The following is a 23,428-nucleotide window of genomic DNA, read 5'->3' as shown; positions in this document are numbered from 1 at the left end:
GGAGTCAGAAAAGGAAGCCGGCGAATAACCCGCCCAGAATCAGCACGTAAGGCGGTATTTTGCTGTATTCCAGCAGGAGGATCGTCGTGACGACGACCAGCACCGAAATCCAGTTGGTCGACATGGGCTGAAATAGGGAAATGGCGGCCGCAGCCGTCAGCCCGGTGCTGGCGGCATTGATGCCCTCCAGCGACGCCCGAACGGCCCGGTACCGTTTCAGCTGATTCCAGAACCGGTACACGAAGAAGATCAGAAACGTACCGGGCAGGAAGATACCGGCCGTCGCCATGAAGCCGCCGAGAATCTGGCCGCTCACCCCGTCATCCCGCATCGCCAGGGCGCCGATGTAGGAGGCAAATGAAAATACCGGTCCCGGCGTCGCCTGGACGATGGCCAGCCCCGACAGGAATTCCTGCGGAGTCAGATACCGTTTGAATTCGACGAACTCGTTGTATAGCATGGGCGTCAGCACCTGCCCACCCCCGAACACCAGGCTGCCGTTGCGGTAAAAGTTCTCGAAGAGCCGCACGGGCAGCGATTTGGTGACCGCCCCGAGGATGGCCGCGCCGATCAGGACGCCCAGCCACAGAAAGAAGTTGGCCCACTGAATCCGGATGGGGGTTTTCTCCATCATCTCCTGCTTCCGGTAGCTGAACGCGGTCGCCAGCCCGCCGGCTACGATCACGATGGGTGTAATGTAAGGGGAAGGGAAGGCGTAGGCGGCCAGGACGGAAATGACCGCCAGCACCAGCCCCATCTGGTTCCGAATCACCTTCCGGGCGATGCGGTAACCGGCCACGATCAGAAATCCCACCGCCATCGGCTGAATGAAGCGGGTAAAGCCCAGCGAGATCGAACGCTGCTCGATGTAGTACATGGCCAGGGCGACGGCCAGCATGATCAGCACACTCGGCAGCGCCCAGATCAGGACCGTCAGATAGGCCAGATTCGGCCCGCCGATCTTGAAACCGACCGCCGTGATAGTTTGAGTGGAGGTAGGACCGGGCAGAATCTGGCAGAGCGCGTTCAGCTCCATCAGTTCGGCTTCGGTCACATACCGCCGGAGCGTCACGAGCCGGTCGAGCATCATCGCCAGGTGCACCTGCGGCCCGCCGAAGGTGGTCAGGGCCAGGATCAGAACGTCTTTCAGGAAAATAAGGTAACGTATGCGCCGAACCGGTGCGATGGGAGGCAGAGTGGGGAGGTAGGATGCCATACGTTTTTTTCAGACGGTAGGCTTTCAGGCAGAGAGGCCGTTGGTTGCAGCAATATACGCATCCGAAAATACCAACACAAACGGTTCGATTGAACTTGTCATTCAAACCGTTGAGTATTCGGCCCTGCCGGTCTCCTCCAACCTCTCTCCGCCCTGTTCAGCCTTAAAACGAACGATTCAGCTTTTCTTCAGGCCCAGTTCCCGCAGCCGTTCGTCGAGGAATTGTCCGGCGGTCAGGTTTTCGTAAAGTTGCGGGGATTCCTGGGTGATGCAGCTTTCGAGGGAGGTCAGGTCCATGTCGCCCCGGGGATGCATGAAAAACGGAATCGAATACCGGGGGCTGTTCATCTTCTCCCGGGGCGGGTTGACGACCCGGTGAATGGTCGATTTCAGCTTGTGGTTCGTCAGCCGGTCGAGCATATCGCCGACGTTGACGATCACCTGGTCGGGCAGGGCGGTAATGGGAATCCACTTGCCGTCGCGACGAAGCACCTCCAGCCCTTCCGCACTGGCTCCCATCAGCAGGGTGATCAGATTGATGTCGCCGTGGGCGGCCGCACGGACGGCGCCTTCGGGCACGAGGTCGGGGTTCAGCGGGAAGTAGTGGATGGCCCGCAGTATGCTGTCGCCGTGATCCACCTTATCTTCAAAATAGTCTTCCGGGAGGCCGAGGTAAAGGGCGATGGCCCGGAGCAACTGACGGCCGGCGTTCTCCAGCGTCCGGTAGGTGGTGAGGGTGTCTTCCCGGAACTGCGGAAATTCTTCCGGAAAAACGTTCTCCGGCATGCCGTCGATCGGCTCGGGTTGTCCGACATGGTAAAACTCCTTCAGGTCAGCCACCTTGAAGCCCTTGGCGGTTTCCTTATTCTTGCCGACATACCCGCGCTGGCCGTGCAGTTCAGGAAATTCATACTTCTGTTTTACGGCATCCTCGGCCTGGAAAAACGTTTTAACCGAATCATAAAGCCGGGTGGTCAGGTCCCCGGTAAGGCCGTGGTTTTTGATCGCTACGAAACCGATGTTATTGAAGGCGGCCCCCAGGTCCTGCACAAATTTCGCTTTCCGCTCCGGGTCACCCGACGTAAAATCCGCCAGATCGAGGGACGGAATTTCATCATACAGAATGTCACTCATGGTTGTTGATGTCGTTTGCAATTTCTGGGCGCGAAGATAGTAATTTAGAGAAAAAGGTGAACCACCCCCGACCCCCTCCTTGTCAAGGAGGGGAGTGCGCTGCCAGATTCAAAACCGGCGAAGCCACCCCCTCCTTGGTAAGGAGGGGGCAGGGGGGTGGTTCAGCCTCCCGTCAAGCCTTCACGGCGGCATTGTATAACTCGTTGACTTTGTTCCAGTTGACGACGTTCCAGAAGGCGGTTACGTATTCCGGACGGCGGTTCTGGTATTTCAGATAGTAGGCGTGTTCCCAAACGTCGAGGCCCAGCACCGGCGTGCCTTTCTTCTCGGCCAGGGCCATCAGGGGGTTGTCCTGGTTCGGTGTCGAGACGATATCCACGTCGCGGCCGCTGACGATCAGCCACGCCCAGCCGGAGCCGAAACGACCGGCGGCCGCCTTGCCGAATTCCTCCTTGAACTTGTCGAAGGAGCCGTATTTTTTATTGAGGGCCTCGGCCAGGTTGCCGGACGGCTGTTTGCCGGAGCCCGCGCCCAGGATGTTCCAGAAAAACGTATGGTTCCAGTGGCCGCCCCCGTTGTTGCGGATGGCCGCTGGGGTGCCGGCGTCAATTTTTCTCACCAGTTCATCGATCGAGAGTGAGGCCATGGCCCCGCCGGAGACGGCCTTGTTGAGGTTATCGACATACGCCTTATGGTGTTTCCCGTGGTGGATTTCCATCGTCTGCTTGTCGATATAGGGTTCCAGGGCACCAGAGTCATAGGGTAGGGGCGGTAACTTGAACGGGCCTTCGGCCTGGGAAGGTGCCCCGAAGGCGGACGACTGAAGGGCTTTCAGGCTCAGGGCGCTACCAAATGCCAGTTTTAAAAACTCACTGCGATTCATGTTCTGAATGGTTTAATGTAAATGGTCGGTTCGATGGAAAACCGTTTGCGGGTGTGCGGTTTTCAGTAAGGCAAATAAAGCGAGTTTTTCCGTGAAATTACGCCCGTACGGAAGCAGAATCGCCGGAATTCAGGAAGCGAAGAAAATGGTACTCGCCCGGCGGCTTTCCGTTTACTCAAAGCAAAGGGCCTCTCTGCCGTCGGAGCAGCGCCATTGTCTATCTTTGGGCCTCCTGATTGCGGTAAACAACAACCTGATCCAATGAACCGAATCTTTCTTCTGACGGCGTTTGCTCTGCCGGTCGTTCTTGCCTGCTGCGTTCGTCCGAAAGCCTATTCCCCCCAAACCGGCCGGATTCAAACCATATCCTTGGAAAACTCACCCGCCCGGATGGAGCGGGGGCGGTATCTCGCCAACCATGTGGCGGTCTGTATGGACTGCCATTCCCGACGCGACTACACGCGGCTGGCGGGGCCGCTGGTGCCCGGAACGCTGGGGGGCGGGGGCGAGGAGTTTGGAAAGAATTTCGGCCTTCCCGGCACTTATTACGCCAAAAATATAACGCCTTTCGCGCTGAAGGACTGGTCGGATTCGGAGGTGCTGCTGGCCATGACCACGGGCGTGTCGAAGAACGGAAAGCCGCTGTTTCCGCTGATGCCCTACCTGAATTACGGAAGAATGGATGAATCCGACGCCAAAGCCATCGTGGCCTATCTCCGGACCCTGGAGCCGGTGAACAACCCGGTGCCGGCCTCAAAACCCGCCGGTCCCATCCGGCTGGCCATGAAGATGATGCCCCACAAGGCGCATTTCCAGCCCCGGCCGGAGGCCCGCAATACCGTCGAATACGGCCGTTATCTGGTCACGATGGCGGGCTGTGCCGACTGCCATACCCGGCGGACGATGGGCGGACTGGTGAAAAAAGCTCCCTTCGCCGGGGGCAACGAAATCCGGCTGGCGAACGGAACCCTCCGCACCGCCAACATCACCCCCGACCCCGAAACCGGCATCGGCTCCTGGACCCGCCAGGATTTTATCCGCCGATTTAAAACCTATGACCCGGCCTCGTTCAACGCCCCCGAAACCGGTAAAGGGTTCAATACCGTCATGCCCTGGTCGATGTATGCCGGAATGACCGAGGACGATCTGGGCGCCATCTATGATTACCTCAAAACGGTCAAACCCTCGAAACACAAGGTAGAGATTGCCTCCGGTTTCGGGCAGTGATCATTTTCCGGTTTTGGTAAAGGTGTAGGGGTCGTACTCGACGAAGTCGCTGGCTTTGATTTCAACCGCTTCAACCGCATTTCCGCCGGTGGTGAATTTGGCCGGGAAGATGCCGAACGCCTGATTCGAATAGGTCAACCGGAACTCCTCTCCGTCCATGTAGTCGAGCCGGGCGGTCAGGGTCGGGTGATTTTCGAAAGTAACTTTTAAGGCGTCTCCCTCCGTCGAAATCCGGATGGTGCCGTACAGTTCGTTGCCGTAGGTGCCGGCATAGGCCGCCAGGGGCCGCGAAGGCCGCTTTTTGCGGGCCACGCGTTCCTGTAATGCCGCCACCTGCTCCTTCTCCTCTTTGATCTGGGGCAGCGTCAGGGCCCGGGCCGTCCGGCTCCGGTCGGTATACGGCACGTTCAAATAAGCATCCAGAATCTGATACCGCAGGGCCTCGAAAAAACTCTGGTTGTCCTGGTTGGTCAGGATGGAAATGCCCAAACCGGCCTCCGGAACGAAGCAGGTGTTCGTCACGAAACCGAACGCTCCGCCGGTGTGCCAATAGACCTGTTTTCCGTTATAGTCGGTCATGAACACCCCCAGACCGTAGGCCGCGAAGTGGGTCGGATACCGACGGGAAGCCCGGCTGTTGACCAGAATGTTACCGTCGCGGGTTTTCTGAATCACCGACCAGGGCAGAATCCGCTTTCCTTCGTACCGCCCGCTGTCGAGCTGCATCAGGAGCCATTTGGTGAGGTCCTTCACGCAGGAAACCATGCTGCCCGCCGGGCCGAGATTGTCGACGTTGTCGTAGGGAATGCGGTTCAGCGGACCGAAACTGGTCGTATACGGCCGGGCGACGTTGGGACGGTCGGCGACGCCGGACGTGAGCATGTAGGTGTTGGTCATACCCAGCGGCTTCAGAATCTGCCTTTCGACGTATTGTTCCCACGGTTGCCCCGTCACTTTCGCCAGCACCTCTCCGGCCGTGACGAAACCGGAATTGCAGTAGCCGTAATCCTGCCGGAACTGCCCCGTCGGTTTGAGCAGCCGCATCCGCCGGATCACTTCGGCGCGGCTCAGGTTGCTGTCCCAGAACGTGAAGTCACCCTGGAACGTCTTGGTTCCCAGGCGGTGGCAGAGCAGGTCGCGGAGGGTTACTAACTGGGTGGCATGGGGGTCGTAGAGCGCATAGCCGGGCAGATAGCGGGTTACCCTGTCGTTGAGCGAAAGTTTTTTCTCTTCTTCCAGCGTCGCCAGGGCCGTTCCGGTAAACAGTTTGGTGTTGGAGGCAATCAGGAACAGGGTGTTCTCATCGACGAGTTCGGACTTTCCGGCTTCCCGTACGCCGTAACCTTTGGAAACCACCACTTTACCGTCCTTGACGACGGCGACGGCCAGACCCGGTATTTCCCATTCCTTCATGCCCCGGGCGATGTAGGCATCGAGGCTGTCGGTGAGGAAGGCCGGGGGGGTCTGGGCAAACGTGACGGGAGATAGAAAAAAAGCGAAAAACAGGAGCGAAAGGGCGTACTTCTTCATGCGTCGGTTGTTCAGGGTCAGGAAAGGTACCGACGGAAGGCGAGGAAGGCAAGCCGGCCCTTCACAAAAAAGCCCGCAAACCGTTGGTCTGCGGGCGAACTGTGTTTTTGCCGGTTATTCGTAGGCAACCCGGCTCAGGATACTGCGTCCGAGCGTTACTTCGTCGGCATATTCGAGGTCACCGCCGATGGGTACACCGCGGGCGATGGTCGATATCCGGATCTGAAGAGGCCGCAGCTTTTTCTGGAGATAAAAGGCCGTCGTATCACCTTCCATGGTCGGGCTGAGAGCCAGAATTACCTCTTTCACAGGATCGCCTTCGGGGTTGCGCAGGCGATCGACCAGCGATTCGATGTGAAGTTCGCCGGGGCCGATGCCTTCGATGGGGGAGATGATACCGCCCAGAACATGGTAAAGGCCTTTGTACTGGGCGGTATTCTCGATGGCCAGTACGTCGCGGGTATCTTCCACGACGCAGATCAGCGAATGATCCCGTTTGTGGCTGGCGCAGATGCTGCACACGTCATGATCCGAAAGGTTGTGGCATTTGCGGCAGTGCTTGACCTGCCCGCGCATGGCCACCAGCGTTTCGGCCAGACGCTGGGTTTGTTCTTCGTCGCGTTTCAGGAGGTGAAGAACCAGCCGCAGGGCGGTTTTCTTGCCGATCCCCGGCAGTTTGGCCACCTCGTTGACCGCGTCTTCTATCAGTTTGGAAGGAAACTCCAAGGTGAATCGGTTGTTTGATGGTGAATGATGAAGGCCTATTTCAGGACCTCGGCGGAGATGCCGCGCCGGCAGATTTCATTTCGTTTGGGGACAAGTTCTTCCCAGGAACCATTCTTGACGGCGCACTTGCCCTTGTAATGGATAATGAGGGTACATTGCTCCGCCTGCTCGGGAGAGTGCTCACAGACTTCCATAAGCGTGTTGATCACGTAGTCGAACGTATTGACTTCGTCATTGAAGACCACCAGGCTATAGAGGTCGATGTCAACGACTTCTTCCAGCACCTCTACGTCGTTTTCCTCGAACGGTTGCATTCCACGAAAATTCTTGTTTGTTTAGCAAATTTACGAAATTCCGGCGGTTTTCGGAAGCCGTAACCACCATTTAAACAACCGGGCTGCGGACTAAAAAGTTGCCTGTAACCGAATGAATCCCAATATTGCCTTAGCCATTCTGATCGCCTACTTCGGTATGCTGATCCTGGTTTCCTGGTACACGTCCCGGGGGGCCGACACGAATACGTTTTTTACGGCCAACCGGCAGTCGCCCTGGTACCTGGTGGCCTTCGCCATGATCGGCACCTCACTGTCGGGCGTCACCTTCATCTCGGTGCCCGGCGCGGTCGGCCCCAAGGCCTTTTCCTACTTCCAGGTGGTGCTGGGCTACATCGTCGGCTATTATGTGATCGGAACGGTGCTGATGCCGCTCTATTACCGGATGAACCTGATTTCGATCTACGGGTATCTGGAAAAGCGGTTTGGATTCTGGTCGTATAAAGCCGGGGCGGGGTTCTTCCTGCTGGCACGGACGGTCGGTTCGGCCGTGCGGCTGTACGTAGCTGCGGGTGTCCTTCAGATTGCCATTTTCAACAGCTTCGGCGTGCCGTTCGAGGTGTCGGTCGCCATTACGATCCTGCTCATCTGGCTGTATACCTTCAAAGGGGGCGTCAAAACCATCATCGTCACTGATACCCTCCAGACTACTTTTCTGGTGACGGCCGTCATCCTGACCATTTTTCTGATCTCCCGACAGCTGGGCTTTTCGTTCGGGGAGATGGTTTCCACCGTCCGGAACAGCAGTTATTCCCAGATATTCTTCTGGGACGCCAACGATCCGAAAAACTTCTTCAAGCAGTTTATCTCCGGCGCGTTCATCGCCATCGTCATGACCGGCCTGGACCAGGACCTGATGCAGAAAAACCTGACCTGCAAGAACATCGGCGAAGCCCAGAAGAATATGTTCTGGTTCACGATCACGCTGACGTTCGTCAACTTTCTGTTCCTGTCGCTCGGTACGCTGCTGTACGTCTATGCCAATACGAAAGGCATCGCCATCCCGGCCAAAACCGACGATCTGTACCCGATGCTGGCCCTGAACCATTTCGGGATGGTCGTCGGGATCACCTTCCTGCTGGGCATCACGGCCGCCACCTACGCCAGTTCCGACTCGGCCCTGACGGCCCTGACCACCTCGTTCTGCATTGACTTCATGAACGTCGAAAACCGCCCGGAAACGGAGCGGGCCCGGATCAAACACTGGGTACACATCGGGTTCTCGGTGCTGTTTTATGTAGTCATCATCCTCTTTAACCGCCTGAACAGCCAGGACGTCATCACGGCGGTCTTCGACCTGGCGGGGTACACCTACGGGCCGCTGCTGGGCCTGTATGCCTTCGGTCTGTTTACGAAGCGGCCCGTCCGCGACGGCTGGGTGCCCTTCATCTGCCTGGCTTCGCCCCTTCTGACGCTCTATGTGAACAACCACTCGGCCGAGTGGTTCAACGGCTACCAGTTCGGCTTCGAGCGGCTGGTTCTCAATGGGCTGTTTACGTATCTCGGCCTCTGGGCGGTTTCCCGGAAAACCACCGTGGCCCAGCCGGTGGCGGCCTGAGCGGCCAGAGCTAACATTAAATTGTGGTGAAGAAGTTGAAACATTTTAAGTAATGCCTATATTTGAGTAATTTTTGTCAAAGAGACGGTTTGTGAAACGGCTTATTTCCTTCGGTTTATTCGTTCTGTTGCTTTACCAGATGCTGGGGCCTCTGCTGGTGCTCCTGAGCGTCCGGTGGCAGGAACAGCACGAATTGTCCGAACGGCTGACCGTTTTTTCGTCGGTCGACCACATGGTCGAGTTTCATATTCCGCTTCAGAAACACCCGAACGAAGCCATTCTGACCCAGCAGAAACAGGAGGGCTTCAAATACCGGGGCAGCTTTTATGAAATCGTCAATCTGGACGTTTCCGGCGATACCCTGCACATCACGGGCTACGTCAATAAGGCGAAATCCTTCTGGCAGAAGGATCTGCTTTCTTTTGTGAAGGAACAGTTTGCCGGAAGCACCTCCGAGTCGGCCAGGAAAGCCAATAATCTTCTGAAACTCCTTCTGAAAGAGTACTTTCCGACTACCCGTACCTGCGTCTGGTTCTTTTTATTCGACTGGACGGAAAAGGGACGGTTTCCCACCATGGCCTCGCACCTGATGACCCGGTATCTGCCGGTATTTTCCCCTCCCCCCGAAAATTCTCTTTGATTTCCTGCTTTATCCCTGCTCCGGGTCCTATGATTCCATGAAATCGTAGAGGACTGGTGTATTCTACCTAATCAATCTCAAGGTTTCTTTTTCAGGATAAGTCAAGATTAAAGATGAAAACGATTTACCGGTTTTTACTGGCAGGTTTATGCCTGACCATTCTCTATACCCAGGCGTCGGCCCAGGGCTGCGTGGCCGTTCGGCACATGAGCAGTGCGGCACCGGGAACGGTCTCTTCGGCCGACTTCTTCAAACAGCGGGCCGGCCACTGGCAGGTAAACATGGGGTACCGCTACTTCCGGTCGTTCCGGCATTACAAGGGCGACGTCGAGCAGAAGGAACGACTCGAACAGAATACCGAGGTGATCAACCTTTCGCACGCCGTCGATCTGGGCATCACCTATCTGGCCTCCCCACGGCTATCCTTTTCGGTCAATCTGCCGATCCAGTACAACGACCGTTCGTCGCTCTATGAACACTACGGTAACGCCGTCTCGGCCAACCCGGAGCAGAAGCGGTTTCATACCTATTCCCAGGGCATCGGCGATCTCCGGATTTCCGGGAATTACTGGCTCATCAACCCGGTGAAGCTGCCTAAATTCAACATGGCGATCGGCGCCGGCATCAAACTTCCGACCGGCAACCCGGGCGTGAAAGGCGATTTCCACAAGCTCGACAAGGAGAAGCGGGATTACGTCATCAACAAGCCCGTAGACCAGTCCATCCAGCTTGGTGACGGCGGAGTCGGCTTCAGCCTGGAAGGGCAGGGGTACGCCCAGCTGACCAGCCACCTGACCGCTTATTTTAACGGGTATTACCTGTTTAATCCCCGCGAAACGAACAACGTCGTCCGGAGCCCGGAAGCCACGACCCAGGACCCGATCACCGGTAAATTCTCCGTGGCCGACCAGTTTGCGGCCCGCGTCGGACTGAGCCAGTCGCTCCACTTCATACCGGGTCTGGCCGTCATGCTCGGCGGTCGCGTGGAGGGGGTTCCGGCCCATGACGCCTTCGGCGGCAGCAAAGGCTTCCGTCGTCCGGGTTATATCGTTTCGGTCGAGCCGGGTCTGTCCTACATGCGGGGTAAGTTCTCCGGGGCCGTCACCGTTCCGGTCGCCCTCTACCGCAACCGGATCAAGAGCTACTCCGACCTCCAGGACCCCACCGGCCAGCGCCACGGGGATGCCGCCTTCGCCGATTACCTGATCTCCGTCTCACTGAGCCGCTGGTTCTGAAAATCGCGTTGCCTCAGCCATTTACCGCTATCTGCCGAAAGGAGGGGCCGAAGAAAGCCCCTCCGTTACCTACCTTTTCTTGTAAACGGAAATGAATCAATCCATTCGATACCTTGTAGCTATTGCCCTGTTGCTGCCGCTGGCAGCACGCGCCCAGATGCCCCACGACGCCATTTATATGGGCAAAGGCTCCGTCTGCGTCGCGGGTATGTATGGCCGCAGCACCTGGGACCAGTACTGGGAAAACTCCCTGAAGCGCGAAAATCTGAATATCGGCACGCACACGACCCAGAACGTCATGCTGATGCCCGCGATCGGGATCACCAACCGCCTGAACGTGATTCTGGCTCTGCCCTACGTCTGGACTCAAACCTCGGCCGGTAACCTGATGGGCCAGAAAGGGTTCCAGGACCTGTCCGGGTGGCTGAAATACAAAGTGGTAGCCTGGAAAGGATTTTCGCTGAATGCCGTTGCCGGGGCTTCCCTGCCGGTCGGCAACTACGTGCCGGATTTTCTGCCGATGTCGATCGGCCTGCAGTGCCGCACCGCCATGGGGCGGCTGGTGGCCAACTACAAACACCCGGCCACGGGCCTGTACGTGACGGGCCACGGCAGCTACATCTGGCGGAGCAACATCAAACTCGACCGCGACGCCTACCAGGCCAACGACCGGTTGTACAATACGGATGAGGTCCGGATGCCCAACGCCTTCGATCTGGGCGGTCGTCTCGGAATTCTGCGGAAGATGTGGCAGACCGAAGTCTGGGTCGAACGGACCGCCTGCACGAGTGGCGATCATATCCGCCGGAACGACATGCCCTTCCCGACCAATAATATGCAGGCCACCTCGGTCGGCTGGTACGGGAAGGTGCAACCCCGCAACATCGGGCTCAGCGCCCGGGTCGGATACGTCGTCGGCGGACGGAATGTAGGACAAAGCACCAGCTACCAGGTTGGCGTACTGTATCTGTTTAAACTGTAATTGGGACTCACCGTGAAAAAATATATCTCCTTCATACTTCTTCCTGCCCTTCTGGCGGGCGCCGGAGCGCTGGTCGTTTCCTGTGACAAATCCATCGATGAGCCTGAACGTCAGGCCTATTCTCCGGGTAATCTGGATGAAAAAGCCGGCGCCTGGAAACCCTACGTCCTGACCGGTTCTTCCGAGGTGGCGTTGCCGGAACCCAAAGCCGTCACCTCCGCCGAATACAAGGCCGAACTGAGCGCATTGAAACAGAAGATGGCCGGTCTGACGGGTGTCCAGCGCGACGCCATTTCGTACTGGGGCGCCGGCGCCGTATACCGCTGGAACGAGATCGCCCGTGAGCTGGCCGCCCGGTACAACATTCCCCCGGCTTCCAATGCCGAAGGAAAGTATCCGGTGCCGGATGCCAACAACCCGCTGGCCGATCCGAAGTTTCCGTTTGCCAACCCGCCCTATACCGCCCGGGCGCTGGCCTACCTGAGCGTGGCGCAGTATGACGCCCTGGTGGCGGCCTGGAATTACAAGTTCAAATACCGTCGGGAAGCACCTTCCAAAGTCGACTCGGGTATTCAGGCGGTTTTGCCGGTATCGGGTCTGCCGTCGTATCCCTCGGAAGACGCCGTGGTGGCAGCCGCTTCGTTCACCGTGCTGAAGGCCATGTTCCCCGGCGAGGTGCCTTTTCTGGAAGCCAAAATGAAAGAGCATCGTGAAAGCCGGCTCTGGGCGGGCATGAACGTGGAAAGCGACCTGACCGCCGGTGCCGACCTCGGGACGGCCGTAGCCGCCAAAGTGATGGGCAGGGCCCGGGCCGACGGAATGAGCACGGCCAACAACCAGGCCCTGACCGCCGGAATGATCGAAAAGGCCAAACTGCTCGGGCTGACGGAAGTCTGGATCAGCCAGGAAAGCCCGAAGCGGCCGCCCATGCTGCCGAACTACGGTGCCGTGCAGACCTGGAACTTCGATCGTGAAACCATGATCAAACTGCGCCCGGGACCTCCGCCGGCGCTCGATAGCCCCGACTTCAAAAAGGCGCTGGATGAACTGAAGGACATTCAGAAGAACCAGACCCGGGAGCAGGCCCGCATTGCCAACTACTGGTCCGACGGCGCCGGAAGCTACACGCCCCCCGGACACTGGTTCCGGACGGCCGTCAATGCCGCCCACGACGCCAAATTCAGCGAGGTACGCACCGCCCGGACGCTGGCCCTGCTCGGGACCAGTCAGATGGACGCAGGCATCTGCTGCTGGGATACCAAATTCTATTACTATTACCCCCGTCCGCAGCAATTTGGCCTGAAAACCTCGGTGGGGCTGCCCAACTTCCCGTCCTACACGTCCGGTCACTCGACGTTTTCAGGGGCTGCGGCCCGGGTACTGGGTTATGTATTCCCGGACAAAGCCGGTTCCTTCGATAAGATGGCGCAGGAAGCTTCAACGTCCCGGATGTACGGCCTGATCCATTTTCGCTTCGACTGCGAAGCGGGCCTGAAATGCGGGGTAGCCATCGGCGACTATGCGGTGGCCCGCGGCAAGGCGGACGGCTCGGGACTCTAAAAGACCGAATGTGATCTCCCAAACGGATTCCCAGGCCGTTTCGGCCTGGGAATCCGGAACGTTACCGATACGCCCGAATCGCCGAATACGGCTATACGGCCGATGACCCTTATCTCCCGGCCCATCATGAACAAGCTGCTGCTATTTATCCCCGGAATCCTGCTCCTGGCGGCCCTGGAAGTGGCCAAAGTGTATTTCATCATGCCGTTTCCGGGAAGCCAGGAGAGCGAAACCATTACGCCGGCCTACTGGATCCATCAGAATATTTTCTGGCTGCGAATCGTCGGCGGGATGCTGCTCCTCTGGCCGACCTACCGGCTGCTGGCCGAGCGGGGACCGAAGCTCAGGAAGGCGCTCGTGCTGGTGCTGCTGGCCGGCTACGGGGCGGTTTTCTACCTGTTTAACTTCCAGTTTCTGGCGGAGAAGATCTTTCATCAGCCGCGCACGGTACGGCTGGCGCCGATGAAAGCCAATAAGATTCCGGGCCACAAACTGGTGCTGGGGCTGCTGCTGAACGGCCAGGCCCGGGCTTATCCGATTCAGCTGATCGGCTACCACCATCAGGTGCGCGACACGGTGGGAGGGGAGCCGGTCATGATCACTTACTGCACCGTTTGCCGGACCGGACGGGTGTTCCGACCGCTGGTGAACGGCCGGCCCGAAACGTTCCGGCTGGTGGGAATGGACCACTTCAACGCCATGTTCGAAGACCGGACCACCGGCAGCTGGTGGCGGCAGGTGAACGGCGAGGCCGTCGTCGGGCCGCTGAAAGGCCAGACCCTGCCGGACCTTCCGGCGGAGCATATGACGCTGGCCGCCTGGGCCGAACAACACCCTGAAACCCTGGTCCTTCAGCCCGATACTACCTTCAACAAAGACTACAAGGGCATGGACCCCTTCGATAAGGGGAAGTCGAAAGGCGAGCTGACCCGACGCGACAGTCTGTCGTGGAAACGGAAATCATGGGTCGTCGGAGTGGTGCAGAACCGGGCCGCCCGGGCCTATGACTGGAACCGGCTTCTCGACCGTAAAATCACGAACGACCGGTTGGGCGGCCGGCCGCTGGTGCTGATGGTCGCGGCCGACAGCGCGTCCTTTCACGTCTGGAACCGGGAGGTAGACGGCCGAACCCTGACGTTTGCCCCGGCCGGAACCGATACTTTCCGGGATGCCGAAACCGGGTCGCTCTGGAACCGGCAGGGCGTCTGTATGGAAGGAGAACTCGTAGGCCGGAAGTTGACCGCCCTGTCCGCTTCCCAGGAATTCTGGCATTCCTGGCAGACGTTTCACCCGGAAACCTCCCGGTTCGAAGGGGCAAAGACTCCTCCGGCCCACGAATAAAAAGGTTACTATTTGTAGAAGTTTGATAGACAAATAGTTTTAATTCCTCTAATTCAGGCAACTTAAGCAAAGGTGGAATTAAAATTATCGGACTCCGGCTTGCCCGGTATTCAGAAAGATTATATTATTGCCAATCATTGTTTGTACACAAACATATAATTGAAAATAGTACTTGTAGCTGACCCGTAAAACAGTTTTCACGATTTTCAACCTATCCGCCAGTCATTTCGATGAAAGCGAAACTGCTTACGATTATCAGTGCAATCCTTTTAGGGCAGGCCTGCAGCCATGAAGCCCAGAAAAAATCGTCGGTCACTCCCAGTGAAGTTACGTCTGCCGACGACAGAGCCAGAAAAGACTACGAGACGAAATGGGGGAAAAACAGGAGTGATGAAAGCATCAAAGGGGCGTTCGAGGTTCGGCAGGGGATGCTGCATTTCAGAGACGGAGATGCTTTCGTCCGAACGCTGGACAGTATGGCAAAACTGTCGGTGGCCGATCGGATCAGGTTTGCCGAAAAGGCCGGGTTCGAATCCCTGCTGATGAAGTTCCAGGATTTTAACGCCCGGATCGGGGAGGCCGCCCGGAAAAAAGACAAAAAACGGTACGATGACCTTGTAAAGGAATTCGGCGGCATGGTCAGCACCGATGCGGAGGCCGGTTTCAGGTATTCCAATTCGGATCTCCGCATCGCTGCCCTGCTGAATGAAGAAAATCTGGTCTATGTCGGCAAAATGCTCTACTACTTCGACGATGAGGAACAGCGGATTATCCTCGACGGGGATAAAAACAAACGAAACGAGGTGTCGGACGTGGTCGAGCGGTATAAACGAAAATCCAACCACAAAAACGGACGCCGGTCGGCCTGCCATTACGGAATCGTAAAATACCAGGTCGACGGCAACGTGAGGATCAGACTCGAGGTTTTTGCATCGACTTATCGGGTCAAAATTGGAGAAAACCTGTACAATTTGTATGTGACGCCCTATGCCAAAGGCGTAGCCCAGCAAAAAGGCCCTTTTGGTTGGTTTTCCTACCGGACCCGCCAAACCCTGTCCTCTCAATTCACACTTACCTTCACCATTCCGAAGAATCCGCCCCTTATCAGCTATTTCCCGCCCTGCAATTTTACCTACAGCAACAACTGGGAAGGGATCGATTTTACAGGCACCCAGCAGGTATTTTTTAATCTGACGGATTACCAGACCAAATACTGGGTAAGTTACTTCAATTTTTCGGGGAACGGCTTCTATCAGAACAATGATATTCCCACGCTCCGGCTTTCCATGGACTGTTAACCCGAGATCTCCTGACCTCTCGTGAAAGCCGCCTTCGTTTTTCTTCTGTGGGCGATCACCCTGCCGGTATGCGCCCAGCGTAAAGTCCGCTGGAGCGCATCGGCAGGGGGTGGGTTTCCGCACCAGACGACCCACACCATTAACACGCCCTTTCACCGACCCGTCTGGCTAGGCTTTGATATTGCCTATGATTACTGGGCCGGATTCAGTCTGGAACGCAGCAGTTTGACTCGTTTTACGTATGGGAATTCGGTCACCGTGAACCTCCTGGAGCAAGTCAACAGTACGCTAGACCATCGGGTTCTGACGAAAAACCGTTTTCAGTACCTCGGGATCGAGCCATACGGAAGGTATACCCTCAGCCGACACCTGTCGGCGTCGATGGGCTTTCGGTTCCGGTTTCTGGCCGATCATCAGGTAATCAATCTGAATCAAAAGCCTAACAATGATCATTACCTGCCGTCGAAGCGAGTGGTGTCCATTCGTCCGCAAGTCAGATTCAGCCCTAACCGCCGGCTGAGTGTCGAGCTGGGGTATAGCCGGGGCCTGAACCATTACCTCCAGATGGCGCCCTTCGGCCGGACGGGAGAGACGGCCCGGTTTTTCAATCATTCGGTCGATCTGAGCCTTCGGTATGGCTTATCGGATTCGTACGGAAAGGACGAGCCGTTTCTTAAAAACCGGTTCACTACCAATCTGAAACGAAGCGCCTTCCGGATCGACTCTTCTTCCGTCGCTCTGGCGGGGCTGTATCTCGGTAATATCTTCAGCGGGATGATCGCCTACGACCGCCGTACCCGACTCCTCGACCAACAAATCAGTCACGGATTTATCTATTGCGCTTCGGCCGGGGGGAAAAGCCGGACTCATTCCGTCGGGCTCCGGCTGCTGTATCATTTTGCGGCTGATCCCTTCGACTATTACGTCGGTTTCGGCCTCAGTTACGGCACTCTCCATCATCGGACCATTCTCATTATTCAGGAAGCCTTCCCGAATGCCTATGCCGGGGTTCGGTACCATTTCGGCGGACGGTACGGCCTGCTGCTGGAAGTGGGCAACTATCGGTCCCGGAAAGACTTCCATCCGGTCGCCGGTTTCACCTACCGCTTCGGGGTCCATTCCAAACCGAATGCCGATTATATCCGGATTGCCGAACCGGCCGGCCCATGATCGAAGCCCGACCCGGTGGGTTACCGCAGCAGCAATACCGACCGGAAGGATTCCGGCCGGAAAAGCCGGAGGTAAAAATAACCTGTTCCCGACAGGCCGAGCATAAAGTCCGGAATCTGGAAGTCATTGTACAGACCGTTGGCCCACAGGCCGGTGCGGGCAAACCGCTCCTGGCCCATTCGGCCGGTTGCTTCGGCCTTTTCGCGCCACGCCGGTTCCTGAAGAATCGCCGAGGCTTCGAGCAGCACATCGGCATTACCGGCCAGGCCGTGACACTGGGAAAAGTTCATCTGCTGCTCCCAGGTCAGCTGGCGGGCAGTCGTCCGGACCGCCGTTTCCGCTTCCGTCAGCAGGGTTTTGTCGCCGGTCAGTTCAAAACCCCGGAGCCGGGAAAGGGCAATGCCGGGGGCACCATGACACCAGGCACAGGAACAGGCCGGTGCTTCCACCGCCATCGGGTTCGACGGCGCCTGGGTGCCCATCCGAAAGTCGGGCCAGTTTTGTTCCGCAGGCAGAAACCAGGTGTTCTCATACCGCAATCCCTCGAAAGCCGCTTCCCGGTAAACGGCGCTCCCGGTCAGGTCGGCGGCTTCCAGCAGCGCGTTGACGATGCCGGCCACGCCGTGGGCGAACCCGGTCAGGTTGCGGTGGTTTCCCCCGGTCACCGTTTTCCAGGACCATCCGGCCGGGGAGCGTTCGGCGGTGGAAAGGAGATGGTCGGCCAGCCGGATCACGAAATCCCGCCGATTTTGCTCCGGGTAGCCGGCTTCAACCTGCCGCAGGACCGGAATGACCCCGGCGGCTCCGTCGACCACATCCATTCCGGTTTGCTCCAGGTCGAGCGTCGCGACCGAATGCAGCAGTTGGAGCCCCCGGACAATGGGTTCTTCTTCGCCCAGCCACCGCCCGGCCTGAATGGCCACCCAGGCGATCCCGGTCCAGCCGGTGAAGAATCCTAATACGGAGGGCGGGGCGATCCGCCGGGCATTATCCAGCGTCGTCTGAAGGATGCCCAGAGCGGTTTTCCGAAGCTGCCGGTCGGGGGCGGCCCGGTAAAGTGCCGCCAGAAAGAAGGCCACGCCCGCCGAGCCGGAATAAAAGTCGGCTTCCAGAGCCTTGAAATAGGGGCGGGGATAGTCGTAGGCCGGATCGTTGATGGATGTCAGGAAATTGCACCGGGAGCGATGCCAGATGGCGTCCCGGCAGATCAGCCGGCCGATGTCGGCGGCCGTTTCCAAAAAGGAATTCTCTCCGGGAGCAGGAGCGATGGGTTTGGGGGAAGTGGTCAGGAGGGTTTCCATCGGTTTATTCGGCAGAAAAGATCGGGAAAACAAAGGGATACTGCGAGCGCGGATTTCGGTATGGCTGTTCGGTCGACAGGCCGACCTGATCGAAGACGGTTTTGACGGCCGTTTCATACGCCCCGGCTTCTTTGCCGGCTTCTACGGCTTCCGCGATGCCCTGGGCAATGAGGCCGCAGCGGCTCGTCCCAAAACTCTCACCGGGGTTGGGCGGGCTCTCGGCAAAGGCGATGCCGGGGGCCAGCGGGAGGGTAAACATCGGCACCGGCCGGCGCAGAAACGGCTGAAACTCGTCGTAGGCTTCCGTCAGCAGGTCCAGGACGGCGTTGACATACGGCTTCTGTAAATACAGAACCGCCGTGTCGGATCGTTCGAACAGGTCCGGATGATTCAGGCATTTGAACTGAAACGGGATGTGCCGGTGGTTGAGCGTCGCGGTCAGCCAGTCGACCAGCCGGAGGCAGCCCTCCGGGGTAACGTTGAAGTAAAGGCGGGTCTGGAGGGCCGTTCCCTCTTCGCCGGGCGTCCGCCCAAAGGCGTAATAATAGCCGCTATGCCCCTCCCGGTTTTCGGAATGCATCAGCAGACGAAGCCGGTCGCCGGGTTGCGCCGGACCGCGTTTGGAGGTGTCGTAAACGAACTCGCCCGCAAATACCATCCGTTTCAGGTTGCCTTTGGCGGCATAGACAGTTCCGGACGTATCGACCGTTTCGACCGTCCAGGGCGCGTCGAAGGCTTCGGGGGTTCGATTGTTCCGGCTCAAGGCTTCCACCAGCGAGGCATCGGGAGCGGAATAGGCCGGGGCGTCGGTCCGGCCGGCGGCATTGTAAAAATACCGGTACAGAATACCGCTGAGGGTAGACCTCAGGTTCTCAGGCTGATAGGGGAACGGTTCAGTCTCCCCGGCGACCGTGATCCGGCGCTGTTCGGGGTCGATCCGGATGCCTTCCATCATCATCCGGAGCTGGGTGTCGTACAGGGTTTCCATCAGGGAAGGGCGGGGTTAGAGGCCAAACAGTTCATAGGCGGCAACTTCGGGGGCAGTCAGCATATTCAGGCTCAGCTGCAGCATCCGGGCACTGTGGAGCGGCATGCCCGGCAGTTGCTGGATGGATTCGAAACAGGTATGAATCAGCTTCATAGCGCAGTAGCCGACCGTCTTTTTCAGGTTATCCCGGGCCTCCTCGACCGACCAGTCCATGTTCCGGGCATACGTTTTCCAGAACATCTGCATGGAGGGCTGCATGGCTTCGAGCGAAAAGCAGGGGTCGATAAAGGGATTCGGGCCGGTCTGATCGGCAGCGGGTTCGTGATAAATCCAGTAGAACAGGTAACTCTGAAAAACGGCGGCCACATCCCAGCAGGGATCGCCGATGTCGGCCGTTTCCCAGTCGATCAGCCGCAGGTCGAAACGGCCGGTTTTTATAGAGCTGCCGCCCACCGGAATGCCGACCACCGGAATGCCGACCACCAGAAAATTGGCCGGTTTGATGTCGCCGTGGATGAGGCTGGAGGTTTCCCACTGGTCACGCACGGCCGCCATCCGTTCCGTATAGTCGCTGTTCCGGGTGATGAGCTGAATCATCTGCTGTTCGGCCAGGCTTTTCGTTCCACCGTAGGTGGAAAATCCGGACGCACTCCAATGGAAAACCGTCGGCGGCTGGCGTCGGAACAGACGAAAGCTGGGCCGGTCGCGCACGGAGCGGGCCAGATCCTTATGGAAGGAGCAGAGCAGTTCGGCCTGCTGAACGGCGAGCATCGGCGGAAACTGCCGTTCCCGGAGGTAAAAGTCGTTCAGGCTGATCGCATCCGGAACGGCCCCGGTGATGAGGATATGGTTCGGTTGGTCGAATTCGATAAACCGGGGCAGAAAGGCCTTGAGTTGCGCATACTCATCCTCCTGGTTGGCCAGCCAGTAGCAGGTGGCCTCCGAGCGAAGCGTCAGGATCTTCTCCTGGTCCCAGGCCTGCACCTGCTTGACGAAAAGACCTTCCGACCCGGTATCCCGGTTGATCAGGAAGTTGGTGTTCCGGCTGGAAGTCGGGTGGGCGGTGTAGGTGCCGTCCAGAATTTCGTCGGGGGAGAGGTACCCCTTATCCATCAGATAGTGAGCAAGGTTGAAGCCGGTTAGAAGCATAGGGGTAGCGGTTTTTGTCGCCGGGAGGCTGGTACTCCCGGCGACGGATTCTCAGTACATATACGGATTGAACGTCCCGTAATAGCCGCCGAACTGGGTGGTATCGGGCTGGGCACCCTGTACGGCCGGTCCGATGGGTCCGCCGATCGGCCCGCAGGCCAGCGATTCCGGATTGATCTGGGAGATGCCGCCACAGCCGCCTACTCCACAGAGGATCGGCAGGCAGGAGGCCGGCCCGCACAGGGTTCTGACGCAGGTCAGGTTCTGGCAGATCGTCCGGTAACAGGAAACCCGGGGGCTACAGGCCGAAATCAGACAGGTTCCCTGGTTACAGATGGTCCGGTAGCAGGTCGCTATCTGATTCACCGTGTTGAAGCAGATGATGCAGACCGATTGCCGGGTCAGAGGCTGGGCGCAGATCAGTTGCGGCACGGAAGCCGCCTGCGGCTGAATTCCCGGGCCGGCCGCCGGTCCGAAGGCTCCGTACTGCTGCATGATGTCGCCTTCGAGGAAGGTCGATTTGGGCCGGGCAGCGGCCTTCGGATCGCCGTAGGTGAGAATGGCGCCGGACTGGATCCAGAGCTTGCTGCCGCCCAGTGGCGACTCCTCGGCGGTCAGTTTCAGCGCGTAGAGGATGGCTTCATCCGGAATCTCAACAAAGTTGCTGAGCGTTTCGTCGGAATAGACCCGGACGTGCCCTTCCTCCGAGGAAGGACCGAGGAAGCCCTGCAGCAGGGTAATCTGCTCGGTGTTGCGGGGGTCAGGTCGCACGGAACTGACCCATTCGTCGAACTCGTACTTTGATTGTTTGGCCATATGGAAAAGGATTTAAAAAATTGCTCGACCTGGGTCAGTGAGCTGCATTTACCGGCCTGTCCGGATCGGACGGGCCGCCTGTTCCATAAAAAGCGGGTTATCGAAGGGAATCAAACTGTCTTACCAAAATTGGAGAATGGAAAGGAAAAATTGTAGAGAGAAAGCACCTAATCTGAAAATCACGTAGTTTAGGCAACCGGCACGTACTTATACTTCTTAGGCTCGTACCATCATATTCACCGATTTTTTACAACATTTAATTGCAGGGCTTATTTTAACATGTAGGCAATAGTTTCTTTCTTTAGGTGTTTAACTACCCTATGATGCCATCGCATATCTATGAATACACCAGCAGTATCCGCAAACCGTAAGAAGACCGTAAAGAGACCCGCCGGAATGCCGGTCGACGGACAGATCCGGGTGGTCATCGAAAAAGTTGTTCCCGAAATCGACGGCGGCCGGTTTCCCATCAAGGCGGTGCCGGGTGAAACCATTGCCGTAGAAGCCGATATCTTTCTGGACGGGCATGATAAGGTGGCGGCCCGGCTGCTCTACCGACACGCCGACGAGGCCGCCTGGAGCGAGGTGCCCATGAAATTCATCATCAACGACCGCTGGGGGGCCTCCTTTCCTATTGAAAAAGAGGGCAACTATCTCTACACGATCGAAGGCTGGGCCGATCATATCGCTTCGTGGCAGCACGAAATTTCCCTGAAAATCCGGGACGGGCAGCGGGTGACCAGTGAACTGCTGGCCGGGCTGGTGCTGGTTCGGGGTATGACCGAAAAAGCCGAAGGCGAAGACCGGCAGGGGCTGGAATGGATCGCGGGGCTGTTTCAGGACGAAAACCAGTACGACGAAGCGATCCGGGTGGCCCAGAGCGACTATTTCACGGAACTGCTGAACCGCTACCCGGAACGGAAACACGTCGCGCGGTATGCCCGGGAACTGGTGGTGGCCGTCGACCGGCCCCGCGCCGGTTTCAGCACCTGGTATTGTCTGTTTCCACGCTCGGCTTCCCAGGAGCCGGGGCGGCACGGCACCTTCCGGGATGTCGAAAAACTGCTGCCGCGAATATCGGGTATGGGCTTCGACGTGCTGTACCTGCCGCCGATCCATCCCATCGGCATGGCGTTCCGGAAGGGCAGGAACAACAACGTGGTGGCGCAGCCCGGCGAACCCGGCGTTCCGTACGGCATCGGCTCGGAACTGGGCGGCCACACCGCCATTCACCCCGACCTCGGGACGCTCGACGACTTCAAACATCTGATCGCCATTGCGGCCAACTACGGCATGGAAGTCGCCATGGACCTCGCCATCCAGTGTTCGCCGGACCACCCCTGGGCGAAGGAACACCCGGAATGGTTCAAGAAACGGCCCGACGGCACCATTCAGTATGCCGAAAACCCGCCGAAGAAATACCAGGACATCTACCCGATCAACTTCGAAACCGAAGCCTGGCCGGGCCTGTGGCAGGAATTGAAGGAAATTCTGCTGACCTGGGCTTCGTGGGGTGTGCGGATGGTCCGGGTCGACAACCCGCACACGAAGCCGTTCCAGTTCTGGGAGTGGGTCATCGGGGAGGTCCGGAAGCAGTATCCCGACATGATCTTCCTGGCCGAAGCCTTCACGAAGCCGAAGGTGATGCAGCAACTGGCCAAACGCGGTTTCCAGCAGTCGTATACCTACTATACATGGCGAAACAACAAGTATGAGCTGGAGGAATATATGCGGGAGCTGACCCAGTCGGAGATGAAGTACTATTACCGCCCGAACTTCTGGCCAACCACGCACGACATCAACCCGTCTATCCTTCAGCCTGGCCACGAGCCGCAATTCCTGATCCGGTATTTCCTGGCGGCTACGCTGGTTTCCAATTACGGCATCTTCGGTCCCTCGTTCGAACTGATGGAGCACGTGCCTATTCCGGGCAAGGAGGAGTACCTGAATTCGGAAAAATACGAGGTCCGGTCCTGGGACTGGAACCAGACCAACAAGCTGATCTACCTGATTTCGCTCGTAAACCGCATCCGGCACGAGAATCCGGCGCTCCAGGCGACGAACAACCTGACCCTCTGCCGGATCGACGACGATGCCCTGATGGCTTACCTGAAAGTTTCGGGTGACAATCAGCTGCTGATGGTGGTCAACCTGGATGCCTACGGCCGTCGGGCGGGCATGGTGCAGGTGCCGACCTGGCAGCTGGGCATCGGCGATGATCAGACCTATCAGGTAAGGGACCTGCTGACCGGGGCGCAGTATACGTGGCGGGGCCAGTGGAATTACGTCGAACTCGATCCTAACATGCTGCCGATGCACCTGCTGAAGATCGAGCGATAGTA

The 23,428-nt window shown here is 58.0% G+C and carries 20 protein-coding genes; 10 read left to right on the top strand and 10 right to left on the bottom strand.

Annotated elements, in window-relative coordinates:
* Nucleotides 1–4 precede the first annotated feature (4 nt).
* The 3 genes from chrA to DX909_RS08310 all read right to left on the bottom strand — a co-directional run bounded on the left by chrA (nt 5) and on the right by DX909_RS08310 (nt 3,233).
* A complete protein-coding gene (chrA, locus tag DX909_RS08320; RefSeq protein ID WP_128544684.1) occupies nt 5–1,216 on the bottom strand; it encodes a chromate efflux transporter in 1,212 nt (403 codons plus the stop codon).
* Nucleotides 1,217–1,393: 177 nt separating this feature from the next.
* Nucleotides 1,394–2,350 carry an isopenicillin N synthase family dioxygenase gene (locus DX909_RS08315; protein WP_128544683.1) on the bottom strand — a complete coding sequence of 319 codons (957 nt, stop codon included), beginning with the start codon at nt 2,348–2,350 and terminating at the stop codon, nt 1,394–1,396.
* 172 nt (nt 2,351–2,522) lie between these two features.
* Nucleotides 2,523–3,233 (bottom strand): superoxide dismutase, encoded by a 711-nt coding sequence (locus tag DX909_RS08310; RefSeq protein WP_128544682.1) that lies wholly within the window; start codon nt 3,231–3,233, stop codon nt 2,523–2,525.
* Between the two features lie 261 nt (nt 3,234–3,494).
* Here DX909_RS08310 and DX909_RS08305 point away from each other — a divergent pair, with 261 nt between their 5' ends.
* Entirely contained in the window at nt 3,495–4,460 is a 966-nt protein-coding gene (locus tag DX909_RS08305; RefSeq protein WP_128544681.1) for a cytochrome c family protein, read from the top strand.
* Here the strand turns inward: DX909_RS08305 and DX909_RS08300 are convergent, their stop codons facing one another.
* From DX909_RS08300 to DX909_RS08290, 3 genes are all read right to left on the bottom strand, one after another.
* The gene (locus tag DX909_RS08300; RefSeq protein WP_128544680.1) at nt 4,461–5,990 is read right to left on the bottom strand and encodes a serine hydrolase; all 1,530 of its coding nucleotides are present in this window, start codon (nt 5,988–5,990) and stop codon (nt 4,461–4,463) included.
* A 114-nt stretch (nt 5,991–6,104) separates the two neighbouring features.
* Nucleotides 6,105–6,716 carry a recombination mediator RecR gene (recR, locus tag DX909_RS08295; RefSeq protein WP_128544679.1) on the bottom strand — a complete coding sequence of 204 codons (612 nt, stop codon included), beginning with the start codon at nt 6,714–6,716 and terminating at the stop codon, nt 6,105–6,107.
* Nucleotides 6,717–6,751: 35 nt separating this feature from the next.
* A complete protein-coding gene (locus DX909_RS08290) occupies nt 6,752–7,030 on the bottom strand; it encodes an ATP-dependent Clp protease adaptor ClpS (RefSeq protein ID WP_128544678.1) in 279 nt (92 codons plus the stop codon).
* Between the two features lie 112 nt (nt 7,031–7,142).
* Between DX909_RS08290 and DX909_RS08285 the strand changes: the two genes are divergently transcribed.
* The 8 genes from DX909_RS08285 to DX909_RS08250 all read left to right on the top strand — a co-directional run bounded on the left by DX909_RS08285 (nt 7,143) and on the right by DX909_RS08250 (nt 16,832).
* Complete coding sequence (locus tag DX909_RS08285; protein WP_128544677.1) at nt 7,143–8,606, top strand: sodium:solute symporter; 1,464 nt, start codon at nt 7,143–7,145, stop codon at nt 8,604–8,606.
* A 91-nt stretch (nt 8,607–8,697) separates the two neighbouring features.
* Nucleotides 8,698–9,246, top strand: coding sequence for a hypothetical protein (locus tag DX909_RS08280; RefSeq protein ID WP_128544676.1), 549 nt, complete (start codon nt 8,698–8,700; stop codon nt 9,244–9,246).
* Between the two features lie 113 nt (nt 9,247–9,359).
* Nucleotides 9,360–10,481, top strand: coding sequence for a hypothetical protein (locus tag DX909_RS08275; protein WP_128544675.1), 1,122 nt, complete (start codon nt 9,360–9,362; stop codon nt 10,479–10,481).
* 91 nt (nt 10,482–10,572) lie between these two features.
* Complete coding sequence (locus DX909_RS08270) at nt 10,573–11,463, top strand: transporter (RefSeq protein WP_128544674.1); 891 nt, start codon at nt 10,573–10,575, stop codon at nt 11,461–11,463.
* A 24-nt stretch (nt 11,464–11,487) separates the two neighbouring features.
* Nucleotides 11,488–13,023 carry a vanadium-dependent haloperoxidase gene (locus DX909_RS08265; protein WP_374755861.1) on the top strand — a complete coding sequence of 512 codons (1,536 nt, stop codon included), beginning with the start codon at nt 11,488–11,490 and terminating at the stop codon, nt 13,021–13,023.
* Nucleotides 13,024–13,125: 102 nt separating this feature from the next.
* Nucleotides 13,126–14,364 (top strand): DUF3179 domain-containing (seleno)protein, encoded by a 1,239-nt coding sequence (locus DX909_RS08260; protein WP_229310984.1) that lies wholly within the window; start codon nt 13,126–13,128, stop codon nt 14,362–14,364.
* Between the two features lie 230 nt (nt 14,365–14,594).
* Entirely contained in the window at nt 14,595–15,662 is a 1,068-nt protein-coding gene (locus DX909_RS08255) for a hypothetical protein (protein ID WP_128544671.1), read from the top strand.
* A 21-nt stretch (nt 15,663–15,683) separates the two neighbouring features.
* Nucleotides 15,684–16,832, top strand: coding sequence for a hypothetical protein (locus tag DX909_RS08250; protein ID WP_128544670.1), 1,149 nt, complete (start codon nt 15,684–15,686; stop codon nt 16,830–16,832).
* A gap of 20 nt (nt 16,833–16,852) precedes the next feature.
* On the opposite strand, the gene DX909_RS08245 is transcribed toward DX909_RS08250, so the two are convergent.
* From DX909_RS08245 to DX909_RS08230, 4 genes are read right to left on the bottom strand one after another with little or no spacing between them, the layout of a single operon-like run.
* Nucleotides 16,853–18,133 carry a lanthionine synthetase LanC family protein gene (locus tag DX909_RS08245; protein ID WP_164851223.1) on the bottom strand — a complete coding sequence of 427 codons (1,281 nt, stop codon included), beginning with the start codon at nt 18,131–18,133 and terminating at the stop codon, nt 16,853–16,855.
* A 4-nt stretch (nt 18,134–18,137) separates the two neighbouring features.
* Nucleotides 18,138–19,121: a T3SS effector HopA1 family protein gene (locus DX909_RS08240; RefSeq protein WP_128544668.1), complete on the bottom strand. Its 984-nt coding sequence runs from the start codon at nt 19,119–19,121 to the stop codon at nt 18,138–18,140.
* A gap of 15 nt (nt 19,122–19,136) precedes the next feature.
* Entirely contained in the window at nt 19,137–20,270 is a 1,134-nt protein-coding gene (locus DX909_RS08235; RefSeq protein ID WP_128544667.1) for an aminoglycoside phosphotransferase family protein, read from the bottom strand.
* A gap of 51 nt (nt 20,271–20,321) precedes the next feature.
* Nucleotides 20,322–21,086 carry a hypothetical protein gene (locus DX909_RS08230; protein ID WP_128544666.1) on the bottom strand — a complete coding sequence of 255 codons (765 nt, stop codon included), beginning with the start codon at nt 21,084–21,086 and terminating at the stop codon, nt 20,322–20,324.
* Nucleotides 21,087–21,482: 396 nt separating this feature from the next.
* On the opposite strand from DX909_RS08230, the gene DX909_RS08225 reads away from it, so the two are divergent.
* The gene (locus DX909_RS08225) at nt 21,483–23,426 is read left to right on the top strand and encodes an alpha-1,4-glucan--maltose-1-phosphate maltosyltransferase (protein ID WP_128544665.1); all 1,944 of its coding nucleotides are present in this window, start codon (nt 21,483–21,485) and stop codon (nt 23,424–23,426) included.
* Nucleotides 23,427–23,428 lie beyond the last annotated feature (2 nt).

The organism is Larkinella soli (genome assembly GCF_003703975.1).
Classification (GTDB): Bacteria; Bacteroidota; Bacteroidia; order Cytophagales; family Spirosomataceae; genus Larkinella; species Larkinella soli.
This window is presented reverse-complemented; position numbering and strand designations above follow the sequence as displayed.